23 protein-coding genes and 2 pseudogenes are annotated in these 17,452 nt (G+C 70.7%); 17 read left to right on the forward strand and 8 right to left on the reverse strand.

Features of this window, described 5'->3' with window-relative positions:
- Window positions 1–152: 152 nt before the first annotated feature.
- The 3 genes from mqnE to AOK15_RS05820 all read right to left on the reverse strand — a co-directional run bounded on the left by mqnE (window position 153) and on the right by AOK15_RS05820 (window position 2,660).
- Window positions 153–1,316, reverse strand: a complete 1,164-nt coding sequence (gene mqnE / locus AOK15_RS05810) for an aminofutalosine synthase MqnE (protein WP_055513472.1) — start codon at window positions 1,314–1,316, stop codon at window positions 153–155.
- 58 nt (window positions 1,317–1,374) lie between these two features.
- Window positions 1,375–1,830, reverse strand: a complete 456-nt coding sequence (locus tag AOK15_RS05815) for an Lrp/AsnC family transcriptional regulator (protein WP_055513474.1) — start codon at window positions 1,828–1,830, stop codon at window positions 1,375–1,377.
- Between the two features lie 113 nt (window positions 1,831–1,943).
- Window positions 1,944–2,660 (reverse strand): UbiX family flavin prenyltransferase, encoded by a 717-nt coding sequence (locus AOK15_RS05820; RefSeq protein WP_055513476.1) that lies wholly within the window; start codon window positions 2,658–2,660, stop codon window positions 1,944–1,946.
- A 90-nt stretch (window positions 2,661–2,750) separates the two neighbouring features.
- Here AOK15_RS05820 and AOK15_RS05825 point away from each other — a divergent pair, with 90 nt between their 5' ends.
- On the forward strand, window positions 2,751–3,374 hold the full coding sequence (locus AOK15_RS05825; protein WP_055513478.1) for a rhomboid family intramembrane serine protease: 624 nt from the start codon (window positions 2,751–2,753) through the stop codon (window positions 3,372–3,374).
- Here the strand turns inward: AOK15_RS05825 and AOK15_RS05830 are convergent.
- From AOK15_RS05830 to AOK15_RS05840, 3 genes are read right to left on the reverse strand one after another with little or no spacing between them, the layout of a single operon-like run.
- On the reverse strand, window positions 3,364–3,936 hold the full coding sequence (locus tag AOK15_RS05830) for a Uma2 family endonuclease (protein ID WP_055513480.1): 573 nt from the start codon (window positions 3,934–3,936) through the stop codon (window positions 3,364–3,366). The two genes, AOK15_RS05825 and AOK15_RS05830, sit on opposite strands and share 11 nt — an antisense overlap.
- A gap of 47 nt (window positions 3,937–3,983) precedes the next feature.
- Complete coding sequence (gene mqnP, locus AOK15_RS05835; protein ID WP_055513481.1) at window positions 3,984–4,886, reverse strand: menaquinone biosynthesis prenyltransferase MqnP; 903 nt, start codon at window positions 4,884–4,886, stop codon at window positions 3,984–3,986.
- Window positions 4,883–6,340: a menaquinone biosynthesis decarboxylase gene (locus AOK15_RS05840; RefSeq protein WP_055513483.1), complete on the reverse strand. Its 1,458-nt coding sequence runs from the start codon at window positions 6,338–6,340 to the stop codon at window positions 4,883–4,885. Before AOK15_RS05840 ends, mqnP begins: the two co-directional genes overlap by 4 nt.
- A 154-nt stretch (window positions 6,341–6,494) precedes the next feature.
- Between AOK15_RS05840 and AOK15_RS05845 the strand changes: the two genes are divergently transcribed.
- The 12 genes and pseudogenes from AOK15_RS05845 to AOK15_RS05900 all read left to right on the forward strand — a co-directional run bounded on the left by AOK15_RS05845 (window position 6,495) and on the right by AOK15_RS05900 (window position 13,672).
- Entirely contained in the window at window positions 6,495–6,890 is a 396-nt protein-coding gene (locus tag AOK15_RS05845) for a PLD nuclease N-terminal domain-containing protein (protein WP_055513485.1), read from the forward strand.
- 233 nt (window positions 6,891–7,123) lie between these two features.
- Window positions 7,124–7,501: a gas vesicle protein GvpO gene (gvpO, locus tag AOK15_RS05850; RefSeq protein ID WP_055513487.1), complete on the forward strand. Its 378-nt coding sequence runs from the start codon at window positions 7,124–7,126 to the stop codon at window positions 7,499–7,501.
- 51 nt (window positions 7,502–7,552) lie between these two features.
- Entirely contained in the window at window positions 7,553–8,005 is a 453-nt protein-coding gene (locus AOK15_RS05855; RefSeq protein WP_055513489.1) for a gas vesicle structural protein GvpA, read from the forward strand.
- Between the two features lie 9 nt (window positions 8,006–8,014).
- Complete coding sequence (locus AOK15_RS05860; RefSeq protein ID WP_055513492.1) at window positions 8,015–8,728, forward strand: GvpL/GvpF family gas vesicle protein; 714 nt, start codon at window positions 8,015–8,017, stop codon at window positions 8,726–8,728.
- Window positions 8,729–8,756: 28 nt separating this feature from the next.
- Window positions 8,757–9,020, forward strand: a complete 264-nt coding sequence (locus tag AOK15_RS05865; protein ID WP_055513494.1) for a gas vesicle protein GvpG — start codon at window positions 8,757–8,759, stop codon at window positions 9,018–9,020.
- A 31-nt stretch (window positions 9,021–9,051) separates the two neighbouring features.
- Window positions 9,052–9,630, forward strand: coding sequence for a hypothetical protein (locus AOK15_RS05870; protein WP_055513496.1), 579 nt, complete (start codon window positions 9,052–9,054; stop codon window positions 9,628–9,630).
- Window positions 9,623–10,798, forward strand: a complete 1,176-nt coding sequence (locus AOK15_RS05875; protein ID WP_055513497.1) for an SRPBCC family protein — start codon at window positions 9,623–9,625, stop codon at window positions 10,796–10,798. The genes AOK15_RS05870 and AOK15_RS05875 overlap by 8 nt, the downstream gene beginning before the upstream one ends.
- Window positions 10,795–11,373: a gas vesicle protein GvpJ gene (gene gvpJ / locus AOK15_RS05880; protein ID WP_079058326.1), complete on the forward strand. Its 579-nt coding sequence runs from the start codon at window positions 10,795–10,797 to the stop codon at window positions 11,371–11,373. Before AOK15_RS05875 ends, gvpJ begins: the two co-directional genes overlap by 4 nt.
- A pseudogene (locus AOK15_RS43655) lies at window positions 11,370–11,603 on the forward strand (gas vesicle protein); the annotation flags it as partial. The gene gvpJ and the pseudogene AOK15_RS43655, both read left to right, overlap by 4 nt.
- A gap of 139 nt (window positions 11,604–11,742) precedes the next feature.
- Complete coding sequence (locus AOK15_RS05890; protein ID WP_055513505.1) at window positions 11,743–12,141, forward strand: gas vesicle protein K; 399 nt, start codon at window positions 11,743–11,745, stop codon at window positions 12,139–12,141.
- 48 nt (window positions 12,142–12,189) lie between these two features.
- Window positions 12,190–12,642 (forward strand): nucleoside deaminase, encoded by a 453-nt coding sequence (locus tag AOK15_RS05895; protein WP_055513499.1) that lies wholly within the window; start codon window positions 12,190–12,192, stop codon window positions 12,640–12,642.
- Between the two features lie 88 nt (window positions 12,643–12,730).
- Entirely contained in the window at window positions 12,731–13,672 is a 942-nt protein-coding gene (locus AOK15_RS05900; RefSeq protein ID WP_055513507.1) for an isopenicillin N synthase family dioxygenase, read from the forward strand.
- Between the two features lie 178 nt (window positions 13,673–13,850).
- Here the strand turns inward: AOK15_RS05900 and AOK15_RS05905 are convergent, their stop codons facing one another.
- Window positions 13,851–14,339, reverse strand: coding sequence for an iron chaperone (locus tag AOK15_RS05905; protein ID WP_055513501.1), 489 nt, complete (start codon window positions 14,337–14,339; stop codon window positions 13,851–13,853).
- Window positions 14,340–14,412: 73 nt separating this feature from the next.
- A complete protein-coding gene (locus AOK15_RS05910) occupies window positions 14,413–15,051 on the reverse strand; it encodes a VOC family protein (RefSeq protein WP_055513509.1) in 639 nt (212 codons plus the stop codon).
- Window positions 15,052–15,196: 145 nt separating this feature from the next.
- Between AOK15_RS05910 and AOK15_RS05915 the strand changes: the two genes are divergently transcribed.
- From AOK15_RS05915 to AOK15_RS05925, 4 genes and pseudogenes are all read left to right on the forward strand, one after another.
- Window positions 15,197–16,066, forward strand: a complete 870-nt coding sequence (locus AOK15_RS05915) for a hypothetical protein (protein WP_240508316.1) — start codon at window positions 15,197–15,199, stop codon at window positions 16,064–16,066.
- Window positions 16,063–16,437, forward strand: coding sequence for a GntR family transcriptional regulator (locus AOK15_RS05920; protein ID WP_055513503.1), 375 nt, complete (start codon window positions 16,063–16,065; stop codon window positions 16,435–16,437). The genes AOK15_RS05915 and AOK15_RS05920 overlap by 4 nt, the downstream gene beginning before the upstream one ends.
- A 103-nt stretch (window positions 16,438–16,540) precedes the next feature.
- On the forward strand, window positions 16,541–16,801 hold the full coding sequence (locus AOK15_RS48720; RefSeq protein WP_420876860.1) for a DUF397 domain-containing protein: 261 nt from the start codon (window positions 16,541–16,543) through the stop codon (window positions 16,799–16,801).
- A 13-nt stretch (window positions 16,802–16,814) separates the two neighbouring features.
- Window positions 16,815–17,452: pseudogene (locus AOK15_RS05925) on the forward strand (hypothetical protein); the annotation flags it as partial.

Consider the following 17,452-nt stretch of genomic DNA (forward strand, 5'->3'; position numbering starts at 1 on the left):
CCCCTGAAGGGAACGGGCCTGCGGCCCGCCCTTCAGATGGAAAGCCTGGGGCGCAGCCCCGGCCTTTCAGGGGCGCGGGGAACTGCGCGAGAAACCACACACCACCCGCACCCGCCAACGCACACGCACCCCCGAGCTACTGGGCGCCCGGCTCACACCCTCATCGGCTGAGGAGACTCTCGCCGCAGCGGATCCGCCCCCTCGTACTCCCGGATGATCTCGTACCGCGTGTTCCGCTCCACCGGCCGGAACCCGGCGTCGCGGATGAGGTCCAGCAGGTCCTCACGGGTCAGCTTGTTCGGCGTGCCGTAGTTGTCCGCGTCGTGCGTGATCTTGTACTCGACGACCGACCCGTCCATGTCGTCCGCGCCGTGCTGGAGCGCGAGCTGCGCGGTCTGGACGCCGTGCATCACCCAGAAGACCTTCACGTGCGGGACGTTGTCGAACAGCAGCCGCGACACCGCGAAGGTCTTCAGTGCCTCCGCGCCCGTCGCCATCTGCGTACGCGCCTGGAGCCGGTTGCGCACCTTGCCGTCCTGCACGTCCACGAAGTCGTGCTGGTAGCGCAGCGGGATGAAGACCTGGAAGCCGCCGGTCTCGTCCTGGAGCTCCCGCAGCCGCAGGACGTGGTCGACGCGGTGCCGGTGCTCCTCGATGTGGCCGTAGAGCATGGTGCACGGGGTCTTCAGACCCTTCTCGTGCGCCAGGCGGTGGATCCGCGACCAGTCCTCCCAGTGGGTGCGGTGGTCGACGATGTGCCTGCGGACCTCCCAGTCGAAGATCTCCGCGCCGCCGCCCGTCAGGGACTCCAGGCCCGCGTCGATCAGCTCGTCGAGGATCTCCGACGCCGACAGTCCGCTGATCGTCTCGAAGTGGTGGATCTCCGTGGCCGTGAAGGCCTTCAGCGAGACGTTCGGGAGGGCCGCCTTCAGCTCCCGCAGCGAGCGCGGGTAGTAGCGCCACGGCAGGTTCGGGTGCAGCCCGTTGACGATGTGGAGTTCCGTGAGGTTCTCCGACTCCATCGCCTTGGCGAGCTTGACGGCCTCCTCGATGCGCATCGTGTACGCGTCCTTCTCCCCCGGCTTGCGCTGGAAGGAGCAGTAGGCGCAGGAGGCCGTGCACACATTGGTCATGTTGAGGTGACGGTTGACGTTGAAGTGGACGACGTCGCCGTTCTTCCGCGTCCGCACCTCGTGCGCGAGCCCGCCCAGCCACGCCAGGTCGTCCGACTCGTACAGCGCGATGCCGTCCTCGCGGGTCAGCCGCTCACCGGAGCGGACCTTCTCCTCCAGCTCGCGCTTGAGCCCGACGTCCATGCCTCCGCCTTCCCTCAGTCTTCCCTCATGACAACCCAGCCACCGTACTCCCCGAGGTCTACTGCTCCTCGGGCAGCTCACCCACCCTGTTCTCCCACTTCGTGGAGAGCACGATCGTCGTACGGGTCCGGGAGACGCCCTTCGTGCCGGACAGCCGGCGGATCGTCTTCTCCAGGCCGTCGACGTCGGTGGCGCGCACCTTGAGCATGAAGGAGTCGTCGCCGGCGATGAACCAGCAGTCCTCGATCTCGTCGAGGTCGCGGAGCCGGTTCGCCACGTCCTCGTGGTCGGCGGCGTCGGAGAGCGAGATCCCGATGAGCGCGATCACGCCGAGGCCGAGGGAGGCCGCGTCCACGGTGGCGCGATAGCCGGTGATGACACCGGCGGCCTCCAGCCGGTTGATGCGGTCGGTGACACTGGGTCCCGACAGGCCGACGAGGCGTCCCAGCTCCGCGTAGGAGGCCCGGCCGTTCTCCCTCAGGGCCTGGATGAGCTGCCTGTCCACCGCGTCCATGCGATCGGTTGCCTTCCGCTGAAGAGTTGCACTGAAGAGTTGCTCGGTGAGTTGCTCGATGAGTTGCCAGTGGTGCGCGTACGCCGCGTACGCGCGGGGTGCGCGGATGCCGCTCAGGTGCCCCTGGGGGTGGTGTCGCCCGTGCCGGAGGGGCGGGACCCGCCGATCTCGCCCTCCCAGCGCCGGTACAGGGTGTGCGGGACGCCCGCCGCGTCCAGCACCCGCCCGGCCACGAAGTCCACCAGGTCCTGGATGTGCGTGGCCCCCGCGTAGAAGGCCGGGGAGGCGGGCAGGACGGTCGCGCCCGCGTCGTCCAGGGTCACCAGATGCCGCAGGGTCTGACCGTTCAGCGGCGTCTCCCGTACGGCGACGACGAGCCGGCGCCGTTCCTTGAGGGTGACGCTCGCCGCCCGTTGCAGCAGGTCCTTGCTGAGCCCCAGGGCCACGCCCGCGACGCACGCCGTCGACGCGGGAACGATCAGCATGCCCTTGACGGGGTACGAGCCCGAGGACGGTCCGGCGGCCAGGTCCCCGGCGCTCCAGTGCCGTACGCGATCGCCCTCGACGTCCACCGGGAACGTGCCGGGCTTGCCGTCGGCGCCGCGCGACAGCCATTCCCGCAGGTCGTCACGCCAGTGCGCGTCCCGGAACGCGATGCCCGTCTCGTCCAGCAGGGTCAGCCGCGAGGCGCGGGACACCACGAGGTCGACGCTTTCGCCCGCGGCGAGGAGTGCGCGCAGCACGGCGGCGGCGTATGGGGTGCCGGATGCGCCGGAGACCCCTACGATCCAAGGCGTACGCGCCGTCTCTCCTGGCTTGACTCGGTTCACGACACCGAGCCTATCCGGCGCCGTGCGGCGGGAACCGGTCAAGGGGGCACGGCCGTTCCACTGAGGGGACGAGTTGAGTCGGGGGTTGACATGGCAGGTGGAGTGCGCGGGGCGCTGAGCCCTGATCGGGAGTGGTCGCGCGGGGACCGCGCGAAGGCCGCAGCCAAGCTGATGGCGGGCTGGGTGGCCCTGCTGTGGATCCTTGAAGTGATCGACACGGCGAGCGGGAACGCGCTGGACGACTTCGGCATCATGCCGCGGTCGGTGCCCGAGCTGATCGACGTCGTGCCCGCGTCGTTCATCCACTTCGGCTTCGGCCATGTCGCGGCCAACAGCGTGCCGCTGCTGGTGCTCGGCTTCCTCGCGGCGCTGGGCGGGCTGCGCCGGTTCGTCGCGGTGTGCGCGCTGATCATCGTGGCCGACGGTCTGGGTGTCTGGCTGATATCCCCGGACAACACCAACACGGCGGGCGCGTCCGGCGTCGTCTTCGGCCTCTTCGGCTTCCTCGTCGTCAGCGGCTTCGTGGAGCGCCGGCTGCTGGGGGTCGGGGTGGGAGTGCTGGTCGCCGCGATCTGGGGCGGCGCGATCCTCGGCGGTATCGCCCCCACGGAGACCGGCATCAGCTGGCAGGGCCATCTGATCGGGCTGGTGACGGGGGTGGTGTCGGCGTTCCTGTTCCGGCGCCGTCAACCCCGCGGGGCGCTCACCGCGTAGGGCGCGCCTTCGGGTCCACGGGGAGGCGGCCGGTGGCGATCGTGAGTTTGCCCAGAGGCGAGTCGACGGTGATGTCGGGGCCGTAGGGAATCGTGTCGCGACCCCGGTAGCCGTCGGGGCCGGGGTTCCACATCGTGACGGCGTGGCCCTTGAGCGGATCCAGGATCACGTAGTGAGTGATGCCTCGGGAGGCATACCAGCGAGGCTTGATCTCGTAGTCGCGGCGGATGCTTTCCGGGGACACCACTTCGGCCACGAACTCGATCAGATCGGCGGGATACGCAGTGCGGTTCTCCGCCTCCGCCTCCGCCGGGACGACCGCGATGTCCGGGCAGAACTCGTTGGCGTCGTCGAAGGGGAACGCCACATCGCTCACCAGCGCCCAGTCCGGCGGAAGCTGCTCCTCCAGGTTCACCGCCACCCGCAGGATCGTCTTCCCGTGGAACGGCCTGACCGGGTTCATCACGATGCTGCCCTCGACAATCTCCGTCAGATAGCCGGGGAACATGTCCTCCAGCCTGCTGAGCTGCGAGTGCAGGCGGTCGATGCCCGAGACGGTCACGCTGGCCTCCCTGGGGTCTCTGCACCCGATGGTAGGCCGCAGCGTATTCAGGGCGTCAGACCCCGCACCAGAAGATCGAGCAGCGCGCACACGAACAGGGCGATGCCGATGAAGCCGTTGACGGAGAAGAACGCGCGGTTCAGCCGCGACAGGTCGTGCGGCCGCACGATCGTGTGCTCGTAGACGAAGGCGCCCGCGACGACCGCGAGACCCAACCACAGGAACGCGCCGGCGTCCGTGACCACCGCGTACCAGATGAACAGGGCGGTCGTCAGGGCGTGGCACACCCGTGCCGCCCACACCGCCGCCGGGATGCCGAAGCGGGCCGGGACCGACAGGACGCCGGTGTCGCGGTCGGAGTCGACGTCCTGGCAGGCGTAGATGAGGTCGAAGCCGCCGATCCACACGCCGACGGCCAGACCCAGGATCACCGCGTCCCAGGACCACTCTCCGGTGATCGCGAGCCAGCCGCCGACGGGGCCCATCGCCTGAGCGAGGCCCAGGATGGCCTGGGGGTAGTTCGTGAAGCGTTTGCCGTAGGGGTAGACCACCATCGGAATCACGGCGACGGGGGCGAGCGCGAGGCAGAGCGGGTTCAGCAGCGCCGCCGCGCCCAGGAAGATCACCAGGGCGATCAGGGCGCCGGTCCAGGCGTGCTTCACCGACACCGCGCCGGTCACCAGCTCGCGGTGCGCGGTGCGCGGGTTCCGCGCGTCGATCTCGCGGTCGATGATCCGGTTGGCGGCCATCGCGAACGTGCGCAGCCCGACCATGCAGACGGTGACCAGCAGCAGCCGTACCCAGTGGATGTTGCCGTCCAGCTGGAACATGGCGGTGAGCGCGGCGATGTACGCGAAGGGCAGCGCGAAGATCGAGTGCTCGATCATCACCAGCCGCAGGAACGCCTTGGTCCGGCCCGGCTGGGGGATCGCCGCGGATGCGCTGCTCACAGGCCGTACTCCTTCCAGCGCCGGTCGACGAGCGCCGCCGTCGCGGGGTCCGACTCGACCATGTCGGGCCAGCCGCCGTCCCGGGTGTAGCCCTCCTCGATCCACTTCTTCGTCGCGTCGATGCCCGCCTTGCCGCCCCAGAACTGCTGGTAGGAGGCGTGGTCGAGGTGGTCCACCGGGCCCTCCACGACGGTGAGGTCGCGGGCGTAGTCCGTGTTGCCGAGGGCCCGCCAGGCGACCTCGTGGAGGTCGTGGACGTCGCAGTCGGAGTCGACGACCACGATCAGCTTCGTCAGGGACATCATGTGGGCGCCCCAGATGGCGTGCATGACCTTCTGCGCGTGCTTCGGGTACTTCTTCTCGATCGAGACGATCGCGCAGTTGTGGAAGCCGCCGGACTCGGGGAGGTGGTAGTCCACGATGTCCGGGACGATGATCTTGAGGAGGGGGAGGAAGAAGCGTTCCGTCGCGCGGCCCAGCGGGCCGTCCTCCGTCGGGGGGCGCCCGACGACGATCGACTGGAGCAGGGGGCGCTTCCGCATCGTCACGCAGTCGATCTTCAGCGCGGGGAAGGGCTCCTGCGGGGTGTAGAAGCCGGTGTGGTCACCGAAGGGTCCCTCGGGCAGCATCTCGCCGGGCTCCAGCCAGCCCTCGATGACGACCTCGGCGTTCGCGGGCACCTGGAGCGGCACCGTCTTGCAGTCGACCATCTCGATCCGCTTGCCCGCGACGAACCCGGCGAACAGGTACTCGTCGATGTCACCGGGCAGCGGCGCGGTGGAGGCGTACGTCACGGCGGGCGGGCAGCCGAAGGCGATGGCGACCGGCAGTCGCTCACCGCGCTTGGCGGCCACCTGGTAGTGGTTGCGGCTGTCCTTGTGGATCTGCCAGTGCATACCGATGGTGCGCTTGTCGTGGCGCTGGAGGCGGTACAGGCCGAGGTTGCGGACGCCGGTCTCGGGGTGCTTGGTGTGGGTGAGCCCGAGGTTGAAGAAGGAGCCGCCGTCCTTGGGCCAGGTGAACAGCGCGGGCAGCTGGTCCAGGTCCACGTCGTCGCCCTGGAGGACGACCTCCTGCACGGGAGCGCTGTCCGCCTTCACCTTCTTCGGCGGGACGTGGACCATCGCGCCGAGCTTCCCGAACGCCTCACGCACCCCCACGAAGCCCTGCGGCAGCTCCGGCTTGAGCAGCCCGCCGATCTTCTCGCTGATCTCGCCGTACGACTTCAGGCCGAGGGCCTTCAGCAGGCGGCGGTCGGTCCCGAACACGTTCATCGCGAGCGGCATGCTCGACCCGCGGACGTTCTCGAAGAGGAGGGCGGGACCGCCGGCCTTGTTGACCCGGTCGACGATCTCCCCGACCTCCAGATACGGGTCGACCTCGGCCTTGATCCGCTTGAGATCGCCCTCGCGCTCCAGGGCGCGGAGCAGGGAGCGAAGATCGTCGTAAGCCATGCGGTCCAGTATCCCCGAGGGGCTACCCTGACCCCGTCACGGGGCCCGGCGTAAGGTCGTGGCTTTCCGCCGCACAGGGTCGGCGCCGCACGGCCCCGCCGGTCACCACCGGGTCCGGCGGACGGGCCCACCACCGCTTTTCAGGGGGCGTTCCATGCTCAGGGTGTTGATGTACCTCGTGCCGTTGGCGCTGACCGTCTACGCGTTCATCGACTGCCTCAACACCCCCGAGGACGAGGCGAAGCACCTGCCCAAGATCGCCTGGGTGTTCATCATCCTGCTCTTCTGGATCGTCGGGCCGATCGCGTGGCTCGCCGCGGGCAAGCTGCGCCACGCCCCCGCGAACGGGCGCACGCCCTCCGAGTGGCACCGCAACCACCGCGCGGAGTATGTCGCCCCCGACGACAACCCCGAGTTCCTGAAGTCGCTCTCCGAGGAGAACAAGAAGGACGAGTCCCTCCTCAAGAGCTGGGAGGCGGATCTGCGGCGCCGCGAGGAGGAACTGAAGCGGCAGGAGCGGGAGAAGCGCGAGAAGGACGGCGAGGAGTAGGGCCGAGCGCCTCATGACTCGGAGGTGCGCGGTTCGTCGGCGAGTGCGAGCCCGTCGTGGTTCCTCGCGCAGTTCCCCGCACCCCTGAAAAGCGACCGGGGCTGCGCCCCGTGCTTTTCAGGATGACCTCCAACCCCTATGGCGCTCGGCCTGTACGTCGCCCACCGCCGATCGAGGCCCGGCGCCGTACGGGAGTGGCGAAATTCCCTCACCCTAATCGCATCAAAAGTGTCATGCGTGCTTTTTCGGGCACACGGCGAGGTGAGAGAGAGAAGGTGAGAGCCACGAACGGCCATGAGTCGGAGAAGCGACGTTCCTCGTCGCGGCAGGAGCCCGCCGAGGAGCGTCTCTCCGCGCCCGAGGCCATTCGGAGCGCGCTCGAGCAGCTCGCCGAGGTGCTGGGACGCGTTCCGGAGTCCGTTTCCGCGCTCAAACCGACAGAGCAGGGCTGGGAGGCCGAGGTCGAGGTCGAGGAGCTGGAGCGCGTCCCGCAGACGAGCAGCGTGATGGCGAGCTACCAGGTGGTCCTTGACCCGGCGGGCAAGCTGCTGGCGTACGAGCGCGGACGCCGGTACACCCGCGCGCAGATCGACCGGAGCGGCGGCCGCTGAGCCGACCGCCGCGCGCGGACTCCCATGCCCGGAAGGGATGACATCGTGACTGTGGTGCCGCAGGGCGAGGGTGCGCTCGCCTCCCGCGGAGGCGGGGGTGGCGGCTCGGGGAACCTCTACGACGTGCTGGAACTGGTCCTGGACAGGGGCCTCGTCATCGACGCGTTCGCACGGGTCTCCCTGGTCGGCATCGAGATACTCAAGATCGACGCCCGCGTGGTCGTGGCCAGTGTCGACACGTATCTGCGGTTCGCGGAGGCGTGCAACCGGCTGGACCTGGAATCGGGTCGCAAGGCCCCCGCCCAGCTGACGGACATGGTCGGCGACGCCACCGAGGCGGGCGCCCGAGGCAAGAGCAAGGGCGCGCTGTCGGGCGCGGTCGAGGCGGTCACCGAGTCCCTCCAGAAGGGGCGCGAGGACCACGAGTCCGGGCGCGAGAAGCAGCGGGTGCGTTCCGAACGCGGCGCGAGCCGCCGCTCCTCCAGGCGCGACGACGAGGAGTGAGGCGAGCCGATGTCCGTGTACGTCTACGCGATCACCAGAGCCGAGCATCCACTGGACCTCGACGACGTCCACGGCGTCGGGGAGGACGGCGGCGATCTGCACGCGGTCAGCAGCGGCTCCCTGAGCGCCGTCGTCAGCGAGGCCCCGGCCGATCTGTCGGTCGCCCGCCGGGACCTGGAGGCACACCACGAGGTCCAGGAGAACCTCTGGTCCGACGGGGCCATCCTGCCGCTGAGCTTCGGTTTCGTCGCCCCGGACGAGGATTCCGTGCGCGCCCTGCTGGACGAGCGGGCCGAGGCCTTCTCCCAGCGGCTCGACGAGCTGTCGGGCACGGCGGAGTTCAACGTGAAGGGGGTCACGGACGAGGATGTCCTGCTGCGCACGATCCTCACCGACTCCGAGCAGGCCCGAACGCTGAACGAGTCGATCCGCGACGGCGGCGGGACGTACGAGGACCGGCTGGCCCTCGGCGAACTCGTGGCCCAGGAGGTGCAGAACCGGAACGCGGTGCTCGCCGAGGAGGTTCTCGCCGCCCTGCGTCCGCTGGTCGTCTCCGAGCAGGTCGCTCCACCGTCCCAGCAGTACTTCGTGAACGCCTCCTTCCTGGTGGAGGACGCCCGGTCCGAGGAGTTCACCCGCGCCGGCGGGGAACTGGCCGAGCGCCTGGGCGAGGGTGTCGACCTCCGGCTGCGCGGCCCTCTGCCGCCGTACAGCTTCGTATGACCGCCGCGCGGCTTGAGGAGGCGAGGACGTGGGACTGGTCGGGACCATCGTGACGTTGCCGTTCGCCCCTGTGCGCGGCATCGGCTGGGTGCTGGACAAGGTGCGGCAGACCGCCGAGGAGGAGTACTACGACCCCGCCCCGATCCAGGAGGAGCTGGTGAACCTGGAGCGGGCGCGGAGCGAGGGACGCATCGACGAGGAGGAGGCCACGCGGCGCGAGGACGAGTTGCTGCGCCGGTTGCAGGAGATCAGTGCCTACCGGGCCCAGCAGGGCGCGGGGCCCGGTCCGTGACGCGCGCGAGTACCGAAGGAAAGACAGGATCATGAAGAACGCGACGATCGGCGCGGCCGTCCTGGGGGGCTACCTCCTCGGCCGGACGAAGAAGGCGAAGCTCGCCCTCGGCGCCGGGGCGCTGCTGGCGGGCGCCAAGGCCAGGCCGGGGCAGCTCGCCGGCCTGCTCGACTCCCCCTTCCTCAGCAACGTCACCCAGCAGGTGCGCGGGGAACTGACGGAGGCGAGCAAGGCGGCGGCGACCCACATGCTGACGGCGAAGGCGGACAGCCTCGCCGGCGCCCTCCACGAACGCACCGAGGGGCTCCGCGAGCGGGCCCACCCGGACGGCGATGAGCCGAAGGGCGGCGACGAGCGGACCGAGCCGGACGACGAGCAGCAGGACGAGCCGGACGACGAGAACGAACAGGACGAGCCGGACGCCGAGAGCGGCGAGAGCGGCGAGAGCGGCGAGAGCGGCGGAAAGAGCAAACCCGCGGCGAAGAGGAGCCGGAGCGGCGGCGGCTCGCAGCGCCAGCGCACGGCGTCGCGCGCGAAGAAGCAGACCGCTTCCGCGAGCCGCACCAAGAGCGCGAGCGGCTCCAGGTCGAGGAGGCAGGACGATGGCTGAGGGCAAGGGAGCGAAGGGCGGTGCCGGCACCCTCAGCAAGGCGCGGGACGAGGCGCTGCACAACCCCGGTACGACCCGGCTGAAGGAGGAGCTGGAGGAGTACATCGAGGCGCGGCTGGCCGTGATGCTCGAAGGTGCGGGCCACAAGATCGGAGAGGGCGCCCGCCGAATCGGCGAGGGCCACCTGACGGACGGTCTGGCCTCGACCGCGTCCCACGCCAAGGGCGCGCTCATGGACAAGGCGAAGGGCGCCGGCGGCAAGGCCATGGACGTGGCAGGCAAGGCGAAGGACGCCGCCGGGAAGGCGAAGGACTCCGCAGCCGGCAAGAAGCACGGCAAGCAGCCCGAGGGCGGCACCGGCCGCGGGCACACCATCATCGAGGACATCGACGTGGGTGTGCCGGTGCGCGAGGCGTACGACCAGTGGACCCAGTTCCAGGAGTTCAGCCGGTTCGCCAAGGGCGTCGTCGCCGTCGATCAGCAGGACGACACCACGACGCAGTGGCAGGTGAAGGTCGCCAAGTCGAAGCGGCGCTGGCGAGGCAACATCACGGAACAGGTGCCCGACCAGCGCATCGCCTGGACCTCCGAGGGCGAGAAGGCCACGACCAAGGGTGTCGTCACCTTCCATCCGCTCGGCGAGAACCTCACCAAGGTGCTGCTCGTCATCGAGTACTCGCCGAAGGGGCTGTTCGAGCGGACCGGTGGCCTCTTCAGGGCCCAGGGCCGCCGCGCCCGCCTCGACCTCAAGCTGTTCCGCACGTTCGTGATGATGCGCGGCGAGGCCACGGGCGGCTGGCGCGGCGAGATCCACGACGGCGAGGTCACCGAATCGCACGAGGACGCCGAGAACGCCGAGAACGCGGAGAACGCCGAGGACACGGAGGAGACGGAGGAGACGGAAGACACCGAGGCCACCGGCGCCGACGACACCGACGCGGACGACGAGGTGCCCGAGGACGACGAGACCGAGGACGAGGACACGGAGCCGCGGGACGAGGAGGAAGAGGAGGACGAGGCCCCGGAGGCGGACGACGAGTACGAGGACGAGGAGGACGACGAGGAAGCGGGTGAAGACGAAGACGGGGTGGACGACGAGTACGAGGACGACGAGGAGCCGGAAGAGGACGAGGAGCCGGAAGAGGAAGCGAGGTCGAGCGCGTCGTGAGCCGGCCCGCCGACTCCCCCGCCCAGACCCCGTCGCGGGCCTTCACCCCGTACGGCGGCGGCCAGGGGTCCAGCGCGAACCTCGCCGACATCCTCGAACGGGTCCTCGACAAGGGCATCGTCATCGTCGGCGACATCAAGGTGAACCTGCTCGACATCGAGCTGCTCACGATCAAGCTGCGTCTGCTGGTCGCGTCGGTCGACAAGGCCAAGGAGATCGGCATCGACTGGTGGGAGCACGACCCCGCCCTCTCGTCCCGCGCGTCCCGCTCCGACGGGCGCCGCTCCCTGGAGGAGCAGAACGAACGCCTCCGCGAGGAGGTCAGGGAACTCCGGGGCCGTCTGGAGGAGTCCCCGGCGGAGCTGCCCCCGAGCGGCTCGACGGAGCGTCGCCGCGCCCCCGACCCCGAACGCAAGGTCCGCGATCCCGAACGCAAGGCCCGCGCCGCACCCCGCCGGGCGGAGGGCCGTCCGGATGAGGCGCGCCCCAAGCGGCGCAAGACGCCCGCCCCGCGGGACGACACGCGGGACGACACGCGGGATGCCGACGAGCGTGACGAGGACCGGGACCGATGAGCGCGTACGACGCGCCCGCCGCGTACGACGACGAGTACGACCGCCCCCTCAGCGGACGCCAGGTCGCGCTGATCGACCTGCTCGACCGGCTGTTGAGCGGGGGTGTCGTGCTGACCGGTGACGTCGTGCTGAGCATCGCGGACATCGACCTGGTGCGGATCTCGCTGCGCGCGGTGATCGTCGCCGTCCGGGAGCAGATGGAGGAGCAGTGGGCCCCGATCCTGCCGCCCGCCACGCACCCGGACCAGACACGCACGGACCAGACACGCACGGACCAGACACGCACAGACCCGGCGCACACGTACCCGGCCCACTCGGACCCGGCATACACGGCCCCGGCGTACACGGAAGGGCGCGGTCATGGTGCCGATGCCCTCTGAGGGACCGCCCATCGACCGGCTGCGGGAGGTGGCGGAGGCCGCGCGGCGCGCGTTCTCGGTGCTGCCCGCCCGGCCGGAGGAGATCGCCCCGCCACCGCTCTCCCGCGGCGGGGCGGTCGCCCACCGGCTGCGGACCGATCCGGACACCGTGGAGCGGGACCTCGTCAAGCTCGTGCTCACCATCGTCGAACTGCTGCGCCAGCTGATGGAGCGCCAGGCCCTCCACCGCGTCGACCAGGGCGGCCTGACCGAGGAGCAGGAGGAGCGCCTCGGTATGACCCTGATGGTCCTGCACGACCGCATGGACGAACTCTGCGACCGTTACGGCCTCACCCTGGACGACCTGAACCTCGACCTCGGCCCCCTGGGCACCCTGCTCCCGCCGTGATCTCCCTGCGCATACGTGGGCCCGCCCGTTCCGGGGCAGAGTGAGCGCATGGCTGAGGAAACGACGGCACGGGTATGGCTGGCCACCGCCGTGGCGGAGGCGCGGGCCGGTCTCGCCGAGGGCGGCATCCCGATCGGCGCCGCGCTCTACGGCCCGGACGGCACCGTCCTCGGGCGGGGGCACAACCGCCGGGTCCAGGACGACGACCCGTCCACGCACGCGGAGACGGCCGCGTTCCGTGCGGCGGGCCGGCAGCGGACGTATCGCGGCACGACGATGGTGACGACGCTGTCGCCGTGCTGGTACTGCTCCGGCCTGGTACGGCAGTTCGGCATCTCGCGGGTGGTGATCGGCGAGGCCGTGACCTTCCACGGCGGTCACGACTGGCTCGCGGAGCACGGCGTGGAGATCGTGGTCCTCGACGACGCGGAGTGCGTGGCCCTGATGCGCGACTTCATCGAGAAGAACCCGGCCCTATGGAACGAGGACATCGGTGACTAGCCCCAGCAGCCCCGGTACACCGAACAGCCCCGGTAGCCCCGGTAGCCCCGGCGGTCTCGACAGCCCCAGCAGCCCCCGCGTCCCGACCATCGACCTGGCCCCCTGGTTCGACGGCGGCGAGGAGGACCGGGCCCGGATCGCGCGTACCGTCGACGAGGCGCTCCGGACCGCCGGGTTCCTCCTGGTGACGGGGCACGGCGTGGACCCGGCGCTGCGGAGGCGCGTGCGGGAGGCGGCGCGGACCTTCTTCACGCTGCCCGCGGAACGCAAGAGGGCGTACGAGGTGAAGGTCGGCGGGCGGGGGTGGCTGGGGCCGGGGGCCGAGGCGAACGGCTACGCGGAGGGGACCGAGACCCCGCCGGACCTGAAGGAGTCGCTGACGTTCGCGACACACGAGCCGTTCGAGGACCCGGTGGTCAACGCGGAGTGGTACCAGCCGAACGTCTGGCCGACCGAGGTGCCGGAGCTGCGGCCGCTCTGCGAGGAGTACCTGGCGCGGATGGGCGAGCTGGAGCGGCATCTGCTCACCCTGCTCGGCGCCGCGCTGGGCCTCGAACGGGACTTCTTCGCCCGGCACATGGGCCACCCGACCTACGGCTTCAACATCAACTGGTACCCGGGCCGGGACGTCCTCGGTGACCCCGCTCCCGGCCAGTTCCGGATCGGCCCGCACACCGACTTCGGCACGGTCACGATCCTCGACCGGCAGGCCGGCAAGGGCGGGCTCCAGGTGTACACGGACGACGGCGGCTGGGAGGACGCGCCGTACGATCCGGCGGCCTTCACCATCAACATCGGTGACCTGATGGCCCGGTGGACCGGTGACCGCTGGCGCTCCGGGCGGCACCGCGTGCTGCCGCCGCCGGCCGACGAGCCGGCCGAGGAACTGATGTCGCTGGTCTACTTCGGCGAGTGCACACCGGGCACGGTCGTCGAGTCGGTGCCCGCCCCGGTCGGGCGGGTCGCGTACCCGCCGGTCGACTCGCACGTCTACCTGCGGGAGAAGCTCGACGCGATCACCGTGGGCTGACCGGGGCCGCCGTCCCGCCCGGCCGCTTCGACACACGGGCGGGACGGGGCGTCGGAGATCCGGCGGGCCGGTCGGCCGGAGATGTGGACCCCATGGAACCAGCCGGAGATCAGAACCGGGTCGGAGCACGATCCGAGGGGGATCAGAACGGCGGCGGAAGAGGGGCGGGGCCGCGGCCTCAGCCCATCGCCTTCTTGACGAGGGCACTGATCAACTGTTCGTCGGCCGCCGTCAGCTCCTTCACGGCGTAGGCGACCGGCCACATCGTGCCGTCGTCGAGTGCCGCCTGGTCGCTGAAGCCGAGCGTGGCGTACCGCGTCTTGAACTTCTCCGCGCTCTGGAAGTGGCAGACGACCTTGCCGTCCCTGGCGTACGCGGGCATCCCGTACCAGAGCTTCGGTGCGAGCTCCGGAGCGGCGGCCTTGATGATCCGGTGGATCCGCTCGGCGAGGACCCGGTCCGCCTCCGGCATCTCGGCGATCTTCGCGAGCACGTCCCGCTCCGCCGCCGCCTCCTTCTCCGCCCGGGACGAACCGCGCCGCGCAGCCGCCTTCTTCTGCTCCTGCGCGTGCTCCTTCATCGCGGCCCGCTCGTCGGCGGTGAATCCGCTGTACGTCTCGTCCGTGGTCGTGCCGGAGTTCTCGGAGGACGGCTTCGTGGAGGGCATGACGGGTTTCCTCTCGTGCGAGGCGGGACAGGCCGGGTGTGCGGGGTGGGGAGTCAGGACGGCGCGGGGCGGACTACGCGGCGGTCTCCCAGGCGAAGCCGTCCGGGTCGGTGAAGGTGTCGGCGGTGCCGCCGAGGACGACGCGGTGCGAGCCGGCGCCGTCGGCCGGGACGCCGAGATCCTTCGCCAGGCCGCGGCGCTTGTACAGCGCCAGCTTGACGGGGCCGGACCCGCCGGAGGCGAACTCGGCGTACTTGCCGCCGAAGCTCTTGGCCACCGTCAGGCCCCGGTCGACGTAGAACTGCTTGGTGGCCTTCACGTCCTCGACGCCGAGCAGGAGGACGACCTCGTCGATCTCGCGGGTGGCCGGGCCGGTGTCCTTCCTCGCCGAGGTGGCGATCTTCCAGATCGTCCCGTCCGGGGCCTGGATGACGCCGCCGTAGCCCCACAGCGACTTCGCGGCGGGCTTCAGCACGGTGGCGCCCGCGTCCACGGCGGCGGCGACGAAGCCGTCGACGGTGGCCGGCCCGGACACCGTGAGCGCCAGGGTGAAGCCGCGGAATCCGGTGGAGGGCGCCTCGGACGCCCGCAGGCGTACGTACGCGTCCACACCGAAGGCGGTGTAGAAGCGGCGGGCGACGTCGACGTCGGCGACCTCAAGAGTGACGGACGCGAGGGACGTGCGGGCTGCGGTGGAAGCGGTGGTTGCCATGACCACCACGCTAGGGGCCGGGCGGTGGCCGTGGCTTCTCGAATCCTGACCGGTCCTGCCCAGAGAGCGGGCGTTTGACACAAGACGCGGGCCGGGCCATCTTGTATCTACTACTTGGTACAAGACGATCCGGGGGGATCTCCACATGCTCGACAGCGCCCCGCTCCCGTACCGGCTGCTCGAACACGCCGATCATGTCGCCCGCTGGTCCGGGCTGGCCGTCGGCGTGGTCGTGGCGCAGGTGGTCTCCACGCTGGGCGACGGAGACGTGGAGTTCGAGCAGCGCGTGGTGTTCTGCATCACGGCCTTCGGCCTGTGCGCGGTGGCCGGCGTCCTGCTCGCCGACGCCCTGACCCTGCGCCCGCAGGAGGCGGTGCGGACCGCGAGTCTCGCGCCACGCCTGGTCAGAGACCATGTGCCGCCGCGCATGGGCCCCTTGATCGCCCTCCAGGGGGTCTCCCTCGTGGCCCTGCTGGTGATCACCGCCGCCACCGCCTCCGTGGACCCCGACCGGGTCCTCAGCACGGGGAAGGTCGTCCACATCACCTGCAACGGGATGCGCGCGAGCCTCGGCCCGTGGCCCGGCCTCTACTACAGCCTCCCCATGTTCGGCGCGCTCGCCATAGCCACCCCCACCTGCGCCTGGGCCCTGCGCCGCATCGCCCACGGGCCCGGCGGGGACCAGCAGCGCCGCGACCGCGCGTGGGCGGTCACCGGGGCCTGGGGCCTGCTGGTGTCGAGCCAGCAGCTGTACGCCGTGCTGATGATCTCCGTCGCGCTGACCGAGACGGGCTGCGCCGGCGTGGTGGGCGCGCTCACCTTCTGGGTGTTCTACCCCCTGGCCCTGCTGAACCTGTTCACCGTCGTCTGGTCCCTGGTCACCGTGGTGGCCCCGAGGGCGGTCGAGGACGAGAAGTCCCTCGACGACACGGCTGCCTTCGACAGCACGGCGAACCTCGACGACACGGCGGCCCTCGACGACGAGCGCGCCGCCGAGGGGACGCTCCGCCGATGACCGACCCCGCCGTCCGTGTCGACACCACCAGCCAGGTACCGCCCTACGAGCAGATCCGCGCGCAGTTGGCCGCGCTGATCCGCACCGGCCGGCTGGTCGAGGGCGAACGGCTGCCGACCGTACGCCAGCTCGCCGCCGACCTCGGCCTCGCGCCGGGCACGGTCGCCCGCGCCTACCGCGAGCTGGAGGCCGGCGAGCTGATCCGCACCCGCCGGGGCGCGGGCACCCGGGTCGCCGCCCTCCCGACCGGGCCGCGCACCCACGACCCCGACCAACTCACCACCCTCGCACGCGACTTCACGTCGGCCGCGCGGGCGCTGGGCGCCGACACCGAGGACATCCTGACAGCCGTGCGCGAGGCGATGGCGTGAGGACACCCCTCGGCGCGACGGCGCCGGAAGCATGTCAGGGCGTCGCCCCTCGGTCATTTCAACGCTGATCCGGCCGTCCTTGCGCAGCACCGCCGAACCTATGATGCGCTCAGGGCGGACGCCCTGTCGGCCCGCGAATCAGCTCCAGCTACAGCGGCACCAACGGCGGCGACTGCATGGAATCTCCCCCGTCATCCCCGGCGTCGCCCCCGTCCGGGACCGCAAGAACCCTGACGGGCCCGTGCTGGTCATCAACCGGTCGGCCTGGCAGCACTTCCTGGACGCCGTTCCGACATTCGCGTGGTACGAACGGACAACCTGCGCCCTAGTCCGCAACAACTGCCCGTCGTGCCACGGCAATTGATACCCACGCTGCTATGACGCACGCGAAGGATGAGCCGTTCGTGGTGCTGGCCGATGCCCGGGGTCCGGGCAAGAGCACGGCACTGCGGGAGCTGCGGGACGCGTACGAGGGCCGTACCCCCGTCGCGTTGATGGACGGCGAGGAGACCCGGTTCGAGCGGCCACCGCCGGGCCGCCCGGCGGAGACGTGGTCGCCCGTCTACGAGGCACTGTCGACGATCGCGGAGCAGCTCACCGCACCGGTGGCCGGGGCGGGGCGCGTCGCGTTCCCCCGGCTGACGTGCGGTCTGCTCGCCGTCGCGGCCGGTGGGTGGAGCGACCGGGAGGCGCAGAGGCTGCGGGAGGAGGCCGAACGGGCGCTGCTGCTGAGCGGCACCGGTGGTCTGCTGGGGAGACCGGCGGGCCGGTGGACGGGCAAGGTGGTCGCGCGGCTCGTGTCGTCCGTGTCGACGTCGGGGACGGGCCCGGTGGTGGAGGCGATCGTCGAGGCGGCGCTGGAGGCGTTCACGGAGGGCATGTCGTCGTCGTACCGGCGGCTGCGCAGGGGCGCGGTCTGGTACCGGGACTACCCGTACGCGGCCGGCAGTCCGAAGCTGGGGCTGGTCCTGCTGTCCCGGCACTTCCGGGCGGGCGGGGACGCGCGGGCCCACGC

Source organism: Streptomyces ossamyceticus (assembly GCF_001418475.1).
Classification (GTDB): domain Bacteria; phylum Actinomycetota; class Actinomycetes; order Streptomycetales; family Streptomycetaceae; genus Streptomyces; species Streptomyces ossamyceticus.

Coding starts and splice junctions, on each gene's coding strand:
- AOK15_RS05915 (WP_240508316.1), top strand. CDS start 15,197: ATGCTCGACAGCGCCCCGCTCCCGTACCGGCTGCTCGAACACGCCGAT.
- gvpO (WP_055513487.1), top strand. CDS start 7,124: ATGCGTGCTTTTTCGGGCACACGGCGAGGTGAGAGAGAGAAGGTGAGA.
- AOK15_RS05870 (WP_055513496.1), top strand. CDS start 9,052: ATGAAGAACGCGACGATCGGCGCGGCCGTCCTGGGGGGCTACCTCCTC.
- AOK15_RS05840 (WP_055513483.1), bottom strand. CDS start 6,340: ATGGCTTACGACGATCTTCGCTCCCTGCTCCGCGCCCTGGAGCGCGAG.
- AOK15_RS05860 (WP_055513492.1), top strand. CDS start 8,015: ATGTCCGTGTACGTCTACGCGATCACCAGAGCCGAGCATCCACTGGAC.
- AOK15_RS05910 (WP_055513509.1), bottom strand. CDS start 15,051: ATGGCAACCACCGCTTCCACCGCAGCCCGCACGTCCCTCGCGTCCGTC.
- AOK15_RS05825 (WP_055513478.1), top strand. CDS start 2,751: ATGGCAGGTGGAGTGCGCGGGGCGCTGAGCCCTGATCGGGAGTGGTCG.
- AOK15_RS05905 (WP_055513501.1), bottom strand. CDS start 14,339: ATGCCCTCCACGAAGCCGTCCTCCGAGAACTCCGGCACGACCACGGAC.
- AOK15_RS05815 (WP_055513474.1), bottom strand. CDS start 1,830: ATGGACGCGGTGGACAGGCAGCTCATCCAGGCCCTGAGGGAGAACGGC.
- AOK15_RS05875 (WP_055513497.1), top strand. CDS start 9,623: ATGGCTGAGGGCAAGGGAGCGAAGGGCGGTGCCGGCACCCTCAGCAAG.
- AOK15_RS05895 (WP_055513499.1), top strand. CDS start 12,190: ATGGCTGAGGAAACGACGGCACGGGTATGGCTGGCCACCGCCGTGGCG.
- AOK15_RS48720 (WP_420876860.1), top strand. CDS start 16,541: ATGCGCTCAGGGCGGACGCCCTGTCGGCCCGCGAATCAGCTCCAGCTA.
- mqnE (WP_055513472.1), bottom strand. CDS start 1,316: ATGGACGTCGGGCTCAAGCGCGAGCTGGAGGAGAAGGTCCGCTCCGGT.
- AOK15_RS05920 (WP_055513503.1), top strand. CDS start 16,063: ATGACCGACCCCGCCGTCCGTGTCGACACCACCAGCCAGGTACCGCCC.
- AOK15_RS05890 (WP_055513505.1), top strand. CDS start 11,743: ATGCCCTCTGAGGGACCGCCCATCGACCGGCTGCGGGAGGTGGCGGAG.
- AOK15_RS05845 (WP_055513485.1), top strand. CDS start 6,495: ATGCTCAGGGTGTTGATGTACCTCGTGCCGTTGGCGCTGACCGTCTAC.